This window comes from Bradyrhizobium uaiense, from assembly GCF_010811875.1.
Lineage (GTDB): Bacteria > Pseudomonadota > Alphaproteobacteria > Rhizobiales > Xanthobacteraceae > Bradyrhizobium > Bradyrhizobium uaiense.
This window is the reverse complement of the sequence record NZ_VKHP01000323.1, coordinates 1-9,430: the sequence shown is the minus strand read 5'-3', so window position 1 is coordinate 9,430 and position 9,430 is coordinate 1. Positions and strand designations below refer to the sequence as shown.

8 protein-coding genes and 1 pseudogene are annotated in these 9,430 nt (G+C 67.3%); 4 read left to right on the top strand and 5 right to left on the bottom strand.

All coding sequences use genetic code 11. The features are described 5' to 3' along the window. The 3 genes from FNJ47_RS42055 to FNJ47_RS42045 all read right to left on the bottom strand — a co-directional run. Positions 1-1,503: heme biosynthesis HemY N-terminal domain-containing protein (locus FNJ47_RS42055; protein WP_236000455.1), on the bottom strand; the 1,503-nt coding region annotated here is incomplete at its 3' end. Positions 1,504-1,523: 20 nt separating this feature from the next. Then, positions 1,524-2,783 carry a COG4223 family protein gene (locus tag FNJ47_RS42050; RefSeq protein WP_163162165.1) on the bottom strand — a complete coding sequence of 420 codons (1,260 nt, stop codon included), beginning with the start codon at positions 2,781-2,783 and terminating at the stop codon, positions 1,524-1,526. A gap of 121 nt (positions 2,784-2,904) precedes the next feature. Continuing rightward, positions 2,905-3,633: a uroporphyrinogen-III synthase gene (locus FNJ47_RS42045; protein WP_163162163.1), complete on the bottom strand. Its 729-nt coding sequence runs from the start codon at positions 3,631-3,633 to the stop codon at positions 2,905-2,907. 187 nt (positions 3,634-3,820) lie between these two features. Between FNJ47_RS42045 and tsaD the strand changes: the two genes are divergently transcribed. Both tsaD and FNJ47_RS42035 read left to right on the top strand, forming a co-directional pair. Then, positions 3,821-4,894, top strand: coding sequence for a tRNA (adenosine(37)-N6)-threonylcarbamoyltransferase complex transferase subunit TsaD (gene tsaD / locus FNJ47_RS42040; protein ID WP_163162161.1), 1,074 nt, complete (start codon positions 3,821-3,823; stop codon positions 4,892-4,894). Between the two features lie 188 nt (positions 4,895-5,082). Next, positions 5,083-6,060 carry an NAD(P)H-dependent glycerol-3-phosphate dehydrogenase gene (locus FNJ47_RS42035; RefSeq protein WP_163162159.1) on the top strand — a complete coding sequence of 326 codons (978 nt, stop codon included), beginning with the start codon at positions 5,083-5,085 and terminating at the stop codon, positions 6,058-6,060. Between the two features lie 6 nt (positions 6,061-6,066). On the opposite strand, the gene FNJ47_RS42030 is transcribed toward FNJ47_RS42035, so the two are convergent. After that, the gene (locus FNJ47_RS42030; protein ID WP_163162157.1) at positions 6,067-6,828 is read right to left on the bottom strand and encodes a haloacid dehalogenase type II; all 762 of its coding nucleotides are present in this window, start codon (positions 6,826-6,828) and stop codon (positions 6,067-6,069) included. Positions 6,829-7,081: 253 nt separating this feature from the next. On the opposite strand from FNJ47_RS42030, the gene FNJ47_RS42025 reads away from it, so the two are divergent. After that, a complete protein-coding gene (locus FNJ47_RS42025; RefSeq protein ID WP_163162155.1) occupies positions 7,082-8,209 on the top strand; it encodes an alpha/beta hydrolase in 1,128 nt (375 codons plus the stop codon). Between the two features lie 96 nt (positions 8,210-8,305). Continuing rightward, positions 8,306-8,719, top strand: coding sequence for an EVE domain-containing protein (locus FNJ47_RS42020; RefSeq protein ID WP_163162153.1), 414 nt, complete (start codon positions 8,306-8,308; stop codon positions 8,717-8,719). A gap of 161 nt (positions 8,720-8,880) precedes the next feature. On the opposite strand, the pseudogene FNJ47_RS42015 reads toward FNJ47_RS42020, so the two are convergent. Then, positions 8,881-9,430 (bottom strand): annotated as a pseudogene (locus FNJ47_RS42015) (DNA topoisomerase IB); the annotation flags it as partial.

The following is a 9,430-nucleotide window of genomic DNA, read 5'->3' as shown; positions in this document are numbered from 1 at the left end:
CTCGATGGCCGCCGGTACCAGGGCGTTATCCTGGGCGGTCGGCGGGGCGGGCTCCGCGGGCTTGATCTCGACCGGCTTCACCTCGACCGGCTCAACCGACTTGGCTGCCTCCGGCGGCTTGGGCGCCTCCGGCTCGCTGGCCGCTTCCTTTGGCGGCGCGACCCGGCGCGGCGCCAGCATCGCCTCCTCGAACGGCGAGGGCTCGATGGCATGGCCCTTGTCGGACGGCAGCGCCGCGACCGGCGTCTGCCACTGGAAGGCGTCGAGGCGGCCGCTGACCGGCGACACGGGACGCCAGCGGTCCGAGACATAGCCGTCGGCGGTCCACACCGGATCGTGCAGCGCGCGCACCGCGCGCAAGGTCCAGGCCCGCGCCCGGCCGCTGTCGCCATGCTCGGTGCGCTCGATCTCCGCCATCAACAGCGCGACGCGCTGCGTCGGCGCCGCAATGAACGGCTCCAGCGCCGCACGCGCCTTGGCGAACTCTGCCGCGTCGATCGCGGCGCGCGCGATCGCCAGCGCGCCTTCGATATGGCCCGGCGTTTTTGCCGCCAGCGTCTCGACGCGCACCAGGCGCTGGCGCGCGGAATCGCCGAGCCGCACATGCGAGTAAGCATCCGCAAGATCGGGATGCGGCTGCGCCAGCCACGCGGTCTCGACGATGCGCATCGCGCGACGCACCTGGTGCGCTTCGCTTTCGAATTTGGCGGCGAGCACGGCAGCCGGGATCAGCGTCGGCGCCAGCTTGAGCGCCTCCATCGCGCTGGAGCGCGACAGGTCGCGATCGATGGTCTCGAACTCCAGCGCACGCGCCGTCAGCAGCACGCCGCGTTGTCGCCGATAGGTCGCCTTGTCGATCAGTCCGGCGGTCTGGTTGTTGTCGATGATCGACAACGCACCGGCCCAATCGCCCTTGGCGCAGCAGAAGCCGAGCACCGCATGCGAGGCCCATGACGACGACGGCGACATTTTCAGCGCTTCCTCGGCGATCATCACCGCCGCCACCGGATCGTCGGCACGCTGCGCCTCGATGAACAGGCCGCGCAGGCCGAGCAGCCGCGTGTCGGCGCGCTCTGCCATGGCGCGGAAGGCACGCTGCGCGCCGTCGCGATCGCCGTCGAGCTGCGCCGATTGCGCGTGCAGCAGCAGCGCCAGCGGATCGCCTCCGGCGTGGCGCCGCGCCACTTCGGCATGCGCGCGGGCGCCTGCGGAATCGCCGTGCCCGATCGCAAGCAGGCCTTGCGTGATGGCGTGACGGCCGCGCGCATGGCGCCGCTCGCGCCTGCCGCGGCGGATGTGGCCCGGGATCTTCCACAACCCGCGCAGGATCACGCCCGCGACCATCGCAATGACGATGACGAGTCCGAGCAGGTACATCGGCTGCTTCGACGTCAGCCGCAAGCCGCCCCAATTCAGCACGAGATCGCCGGGCTGATCGGCCAACCAGGCCGCACCCGCTGCAGCGAGCGCGATCAGCAGCAGGAACAGAATGATCCGGATCATCAAGAACCTATTGCAAGAGTCTATTGATTGACCGTGGCGAGCGCCGCCATGGCGTTGTCGGCAAATTTACGCGACGCGTCGAGCGCGGCGCGGCGCGCGTCCACCTTGGCGAGCCAGGCTTGCGCGGCGGTGCGATCCGCCGGCGGCAGCGACTTCAGTTCGCGCTCGGTCAATGCGAGATCATTATGCACGGCGGCCGATGTCACGCGCGCGACGATGCTGCTGCGATCGGTCCCGGTGCCATCGGACCGCTCGATGCGGATCAGCTTGGAGGCACCGGCCTGCAGACGATCGACCAGCCCGGCGCTGGCCGCCGCGGCTTCCGGCGGCGGCGCGAGTTGCGGTACGATCTCGATCAACTCGCGGCACAGTGCGTTCGGGCTCGGTACGCCTGACGTCGCAAACGTCTCCAGCGGCTTCAACACCGCGGCATCGTCCGAGAGCGCCTTCGCGGCCTCGAGCGCGGTGGCATAGGGATCGCCATGACGAACCGCGCCATCGAGCAGCGATGCCGCAACGACGCGGCGCAACGGCACATCGTCCGCCTTCGCCTCGGCCTTGGTGTCGGCGATCTTGCTGTCCTGCCTGGCGATCGCGGCGCCCTGCGCCTTCACCGCACCCTCGACCTTGTCGATGCGCGCGGTGATGCCGGAGATGTCGGGCGCAGCCGCGCCATCGCGCGGCGCGGCCTTCGCGTCATTGACGGCAGCGGCAAGCTTGTCCGATTGCGCCCGTGTTGCTGCGAGCTCGGTGCGGAGCGCAGCGATCGATTTGTCGAGCGCCTCCAGCCGCGCCGTTGCCGCGGGATCGGCGGCCGCCGCGACCGGCTTGGCGACTTTCGACTCCAGCGCGCCGACACGCGTACCGAGTTCGTCGACAGCGGCGGCATTGGGCTGCGGCGCGGACGCCGGCTGCACCGCAGGCCAGCCAAGCACCCAGCCGACCCCGATCACCAGCGCCGCGGCGACCGCGCCCGATACCGGCGCCACCACCCAGGGCGACACCGGTCGTGCGGGCGCGGATTCCGGCGCCATGGCGGCGGTCTCGGGCTGCGGCTCCTTCTGGGGTGCAGGGTCGCCTTGGGGCTCCGCCTCGGGCGTGGCCGCGTCCGCAGACACCGTCCCGGCTTCCTTGCCGGTATCCTTGACGGCTTCCTCGGTCGTCCCGGCCGTTGGCGGCTCGCTGGATATCTCGGTCGCCTGAAGATCGATGGTCGGCGGCGCGCGCTTGGGCCGGGAATCCGGCGAAGGTCCTGGGTCGTCGGGCCTTTCTTCAGCCATCGCGAGGGTCCTCAAAACTACTGGCCGCATACTCTACCAGAATCGGCCCGAGTTCTTAGAGCACGATCCGAAAATCCGAGCATTGCCTAACATCATGGTCAGACGAAAGAATTAATTCCGGTCACGGCCCCAGGGTGCGGTCGAGCGCCTCCAGCAGGGCATTTTCGTCCGGGCGCGCCGCCGCCACCACCTTGGTCGCGCCGGCGTCATGAAGCACGGAGGCGACCGCCGGCGAGATGCAGCATTGCGGCAGAGCGAGCGCCGAAATCTCCAGGCCGTCGGCCCGCACCGCGTCCAGGAACGCCTGCGCACTGCGGCGGGAATAATGCAGCACCGCCGTGATCCGGTTGGCCATGAAGGCGTCGCTGACCTCCCTTGGAAGGGCGGCCACCGGCGCCATCCGGTAAGTGGTGTGGGTGACGACGGTCAGGCCGTTTTCGGTGAGTTCGCCGGCGAGATCGCGCGACAGGTCGGCGCCCGCGAGATAGAGCAGCGTCGCCGAGGCCTCCAGTTCGCCGGCCTTGACCCGCGCAAGCACGAGATCGCGCAAGCTTACCGCATTGCCTTTGGCCACCATCACCTTGTCGAAGCCTGCGGCGCGCGCGGCATCGGCGGTGTGCGTGCCGACCGCGAACAGCGGCAGCCGCACCAGTCGGCTGGCGCCGAGATCGAGCGCGCGGAGGGCATTGGCGCTGGTCAGGACGACCGCGTCATAATCCGCATCGTCGTCATGGAACGGCAACGGCTCGAAGCGGAGCACGGGTGCTGCGAGGGCGTCAAAGCCGCGTTGGCGCAGCGTCGCGAGCGTCGCGTCATTGTCCGGATGCGGTCGTGTGACAAGGATGGTCACGGGTCAGGCCTCCAGCCCTATCAATTGGACCCTGGAAATCGGGCCTTGCCGACCGATTGCACTTTAAGACCTCGCAATGCTACCCCGGAGGGCACATTTTGATGAGCATGATCTTGCCGGAAACCGGTTTCGGCCTGTCCGGATCATGCTGGTAGCACAAGGGCCGAAATTGGAACACGAACCACCGATGCTGGTGTTGGGGATCGAGACCACCTGCGATGAAACCGCAGCAGCCGTGGTCGAACGCCGGGCTGACGGGCAGGCAAGGATCCTCTCCAACGTCGTGCGCTCGCAGACCGACGAGCACGCCCGCTTTGGCGGCGTGGTGCCGGAGATCGCGGCGCGCGCCCATGTCGACCTGCTCGACGGGATCGTCGCCGCCGCCATGAAGGAGGCCGGTATCGGCTACCAGCAATTGTCGGCGGTCGCGGCGGCCGCCGGACCCGGCCTGATCGGTGGTGTGATCGTCGGTCTCACCACCGCGAAGGCAATCGCGATGGTGCACGATACGCCGCTGATCGCGGTGAACCATCTCGAGGCGCACGCGCTGACGCCGCGGCTGACCTGCGCGCTGGCGTTTCCCTATTGCCTGTTCCTGGCCTCGGGCGGCCACACCCAGATCGTCGCCGTGGTCGGCGTCGGCGAATATGTACGGCTGGGCACCACGGTCGACGACGCGATGGGCGAGGCGTTCGACAAGGTGGCGAAGATGCTGTCGCTGCCCTATCCCGGCGGACCGGAGGTCGAGCGCGCGGCGGCCGGCGGCGACCCGACGCGGTTTGCGTTTCCGCGCCCGATGCTCGGCCGCCCCGATGCGAACTTCTCGCTGTCGGGACTGAAGACCGCGGTGCGCAACGAGGCGAGCCGGCTGGAGCCGCTCGAGCCGCAGGACATCAGCGATCTCTGCGCAAGCTTCCAGGCCGCGGTGCTGGAAGCGACGGCGGATCGGCTGACCGTCGGCTTGAGGTTGTTCGAGGAGCGATTCGGCACGCCGCGGGCGCTGGTCGCGGCCGGCGGCGTTGCCGCCAACCATGCCATCCGCAGCGCGCTGCAGGATGTCGCGGCGAAGGCGCAGACCACGCTGATCATCCCGCCGCCGGCGCTCTGCACCGACAATGGCGCGATGATCGCCTGGGCCGGCGCCGAGCGAATGGCGCTTGGCCTCACCGACACGATGGAAGCGCCGCCGCGCGCGCGCTGGCTGCTCGACGCCAACGCCAAGGCGCCGGCCGGCCACGCCAACAGCCGCGCCGGATATTGAGTCGTGTTTGACGACGTGCGCCGCAGATACCGTTTCACCTCGCCCCGCTTGCGGGGAGAGGTCGGATTGCGCAGCAATCCGGGTGAGGGGGTACAGGTCTCAACACTCTTCTCGCTCGCGGATAGAGCCCCTCACCCCAACCCTCTCCCCGCAAGAGCGGGGAGAGGGAGCGAAAGCAGGCCCGCCTGATGCCGGCGCACATGTCAGTCAGCGTGATCGGTGCCGGCGCCTGGGGCACGGCATTGGCCGAGGTCGCGGCGCGCGCCGGCCGCACGGTGACGCTGTATGCGCGCAATGCCGAACATGCCGCGCAGATCCAGGCGACGCGGGTCAATCCGCGGCTGGCCGGTGTCCAGCTTCATTCCGGCATCGCGGTCACGTCTGATATCGCAGCGGCTGCGCGCGCGGACATCATCCTCGCGGTGACGCCGGCACAGCATCTGCGCGCGGCGGTCGGGCACCTTGCGCCGCACCTTGCACCCGAGACGCCCGTCATCGCCTGCGCCAAGGGTATCGAGCACGGCACGCACAAATTCATGACCGAGGTGATCGCGGAAGCCGCACCGCGCGCCGTGCCGGCGATCCTGTCGGGACCGAGCTTCGCCGACGACGTCGCGCGCGGATTGCCGACCGCGGTGACGCTGGCCGCAAAGGACGAAGCGCTCGCACGCGCGCTCGTGCAGGCACTCGGCTCGGCGACCTTCCGGCCCTATCACACGTCAGACGTGCGTGGCGTCGAGATCGGCGGCGCGGCCAAGAACGTGCTGGCGATCGCCGCCGGCATCGTCGTCGGCAGGAATCTCGGCGCCTCCGCGCTCGCTGCGCTGACCACGCGCGGCTTCAGCGAGCTTGCACGGTTGGGCCGTGCCTGTGGTGCACGCACCGAAACGCTTTCCGGCCTGTCGGGGCTGGGCGATCTGCTGCTGAGCTGCTCGACCGCGCAATCGCGCAATTTCGCGCTCGGCCTCGCGCTCGGGCGCGGCGAAGCCGCACCGGTCGGCAAGCTCGCCGAGGGCGCGTTCACCGCGCCGGTGCTGTGCGAGCTCGCCGCCGCGCAAAAGGTCGATATGCCGGTGTCGAACGCGGTTGCCGCGATCCTGAGCGACCGGCTGACGATCGATGCGGCGATCGAAGGCCTGCTGACGCGGCCATTCAAGGCCGAGTAACACGCGTCACGCGCCGACGAAGTCCGCGAGATCGCTCAATCCTGGTCCCACGCCGTCGGGCACGACGCCAAGCTCCTCGACAGTCGCATGGGCGCGATTGACCCAGAAGGTTGGATAGCCGAACCACTTCGCCCCGGCGACATCCCAACCCGCGAACGCAGCAAAGACGATCTCCTCTCTGCGTAGCCCGAACGCATCGAGACCCATCTGATAGGCGCGGGCGTCGGGCTTGAAGGCCTGAACCTTGTCGGTCGAGAGGTGAGCCTCGAACAGTCCCTCCAGCCCGGAATTCTTGACCACAGCTTCGAGCATCGGTGCGGTGAGATTCGAAAGGAATGCCATGCGCACGCCGGCCTCGCGGAGCCGCCTGAGTGCAGGCAGGACATCGGGCCACGCCTTGAGCTCCAGATAGGTCTGCATCAGGCGGTCGCGCTGCTCCGATGACAGCTCGATCTTCATTACCTTGGCCGCGAAGACCAGCGCGTCCTCGGTGACGCGCCAGAAGTCGGAGTAGCGGCCGCCGAGGGTCCTGAGCCAGCCGTACTCGAACTGCCGCGTGCGCCAGGTGGCGCTCAGCTCGGCACCCTTGCCCGGAAACATCTCCTCCACGCGCGCGAACACCGGACGTGGATCGATGATCGGAAAGCCGTCGAAGGCGACCGCCTTGAATGACTGATGATCTGCGGTACGCGCCCGGTGCGGCAACACTGCCGCCGCAGTGACCGACGCTGCGGTCAGGGCGGTGAAAGTCCGACGGTTCAGAAGCATGTGATCTCCTGCAAGACGAGGCGCCACTCGATCACAGGAAAAGCGTCCCGGGACAATTGCCAGATTCCGGCAGAGATCATTCCAGATTTCAGAACAATCGACGCCTGCCGAGGCGACCATTCAAGGGCGCAGTACCGAGCACCACCGGCGCGCGAGGCGGAGCTTCACGATCCGCGCGTGCCGTACTAGCGTGGCCGGTGAACCGTCGGATCCCGGTCGAACAATCGAAAAACGGATCCCAAGGAAAAAACTTATGCGTCAATCGCATCGCGTCCTCCTTTCGATCAGCCTCCCTTCAATCAGTCTTGTAGCCGCCCTCGCCGCCTCGTTCACCACAGCCCACGCCCAAATCGCCGCCTCCTACGACGACCTCGCCAGGATCGAGGCGGCTGCCAACGCCGACAACGGCAAGCGGGTCGCGCCGCTCAAATCGATCGGCAATCCAACCACTGACGTCTCTCCCGAGATGCAGGCAATGATCGGCACGCCCTATCCGCCGCATTTCAACGCCGACCCGAAAACCCCTGCGGAATGGAAGGAGCTGATCGATCGCCGCGCCAAGCAGGCCATCGCAGGTATTCCGGCGATGAAGGCGAAGCTCGGCGTCAAGGTCGAGGAAACAAAAATCGCCGGCGTGCACTGCTACATCGTGACGCCGAACAAGATCACCCTCGAGAACCGTCGGCGCCTGCTGATCCATGTGCACGGCGGCGGCTACGTGTTCGGCCCCGGCGAGGCGGCATTGCCGGAAGCCATCATGATGGCCGGCTTCGGCGGCTTCAAGGTCATCTCGGTCGACTACCGGATGCCGCCGGACTTCCCGTATCCGGCCGCGATGGACGATGCGATGGCGGTCTGGAAGGAGGTCCTGAAGTCGCACGAGCGCCACCGGCTGGCGATCTTCGGCACCTCCACCGGCGGCGCAATGACGCTCGCAATGGTGTTGCGGGCCAGGGACGAGAAGCTGCCACTGCCGGCTGCCATCGCGCCGGGCACGCCATGGGCCGACATCGACAAGATCGGCGACAGCTACGCGAGCAACGAGTGGGTCGACAATGTGCTGGTGACCTGGGACGGATGGCTCGGCCGCGCGGCCAGGCTTTACGCAAACGGGACCAGCCTCAAGAACCCCTACATCTCGCCGATCTATGGTGACTTCAAGGGCTTTCCGCCGACCATCCTGACATCGGGCACGCGCGACCTGTTCCTCAGCAACACGGTTCGCACGCATCGCAAATTGCGGCGCGCCGGCGTGATCGCCGATCTCAATGTCTATGAGGGACAGTCGCACGCCCAGTACCAGATGAACGTCGATGCGCCCGAGACGAAAGAGGCGTTCACCGACATCGCCAAATTCTTCGATCGATATCTGAAGCAGTGAGCGTTGCGATCAGGGAGGGATGCCCGCGCTTGTCGCGGGCATCCGGCTGCCTGTAGATTGCCGCGCAATCGACGTTCAGGAACGGGGTGAGTCGCGATGAATTACTGGCTGGTGAAATCCGAACCGTCGGTCTGGTCGTGGGACCAGCAGGTCGCCAAGGGCGCGAAGGGCGAAGCCTGGACCGGCGTGCGCAACTTCACGGCGCGGCAGAATCTCGTCAACATGAAGAAGGGCGACAAGGCGTTCTTCTATCATTCCAACGAGGGCAAGGAGATCGTCGGCATCGCCGAGATCGTCAAGGAAGCCTATCCCGATCCGACCGACAAGACCGGCAAGTTCGTCTGCGTCGACATCAAGGCCGACAAGCCGCTGAAGACGCCGGTGACGATGGCCGCGATCAAGGCCGACAAGAAGCTCGCCGACATGGCGCTGGTGAAATATTCGCGGCTCTCGGTGCAGCCGGTCACCCCTGAGGAATGGAAATACGTCTGCAAGATGGGCGGGCTGTAGCGTTCCGACCAACTCTGCCGTCGTCCCGGCGAAGGCCGGGACCCATAACCACAGGTGAGCATTGTTTGAGCGCGCTGTGGCCGCAGCTCGTCTCAGCAATCGAGATTTGGGGTAATGGGTCCCGGCCTTCGCCGGGACGACGATAGAGGATGCGGCGGAGCCTACGCCCCGGCCGCCATCACCACCTGCGCCAGCAATTGCTCGCGCTTGGACTGGGTGCGATAGCCGCCCATCGTCGCGGCGAAGCGTTCGAGGATGCCGTCCTCGAAGGCGGTGACGATGGTGTCGTGGACGTAGCTCTTGCGGCAGATCGCCGGCGTGTTCGACAGCTGGTCGGCAGCAGCGCGGATCGCATCCAGCACCTGGCGCTTGCGGCCGCGCTCGCTGGCGGCCGGCGTGATCCGCGACAGCGATTCCACGACGACGGCCGACGCCATCAGGGTGCGGAAGTCCTTCAGCGAGATCTTGATGCCGGCGAGCTCGCGCAGGAACGCATTCACCGCGGTGGTCGAGGCGGCGCGCACGACACCGGACCGGTCGTAGTACTGGAACATGCGTTTGCCCGGGACGTCGCGCAGAATGCCGATCGCGCGCACCAGCTTGGCCGCGTCGCATTCCTTGCGCACGGCCTTGCCGCCCTTGGCCTTGAAGGTCAGCACCAGGGAATCGTCTTCCAGCGTGACGTTGGATTTCAACAGCGTGGTGGCGCCG

Bases quoted from the DNA above. Each gene is read 5' to 3' on its own strand.
- FNJ47_RS42035 (WP_163162159.1), top strand. From the start codon at position 5,083: ATGCCGGCGCACATGTCAGTCAGCGTGATCGGTGCCGGCGCCTGGGGC.
- FNJ47_RS42050 (WP_163162165.1), bottom strand. From the start codon at position 2,783: ATGGCTGAAGAAAGGCCCGACGACCCAGGACCTTCGCCGGATTCCCGG.
- FNJ47_RS42030 (WP_163162157.1), bottom strand. From the start codon at position 6,828: ATGCTTCTGAACCGTCGGACTTTCACCGCCCTGACCGCAGCGTCGGTC.
- FNJ47_RS42020 (WP_163162153.1), top strand. From the start codon at position 8,306: ATGAATTACTGGCTGGTGAAATCCGAACCGTCGGTCTGGTCGTGGGAC.
- tsaD (WP_163162161.1), top strand. From the start codon at position 3,821: ATGCTGGTGTTGGGGATCGAGACCACCTGCGATGAAACCGCAGCAGCC.
- FNJ47_RS42025 (WP_163162155.1), top strand. From the start codon at position 7,082: ATGCGTCAATCGCATCGCGTCCTCCTTTCGATCAGCCTCCCTTCAATC.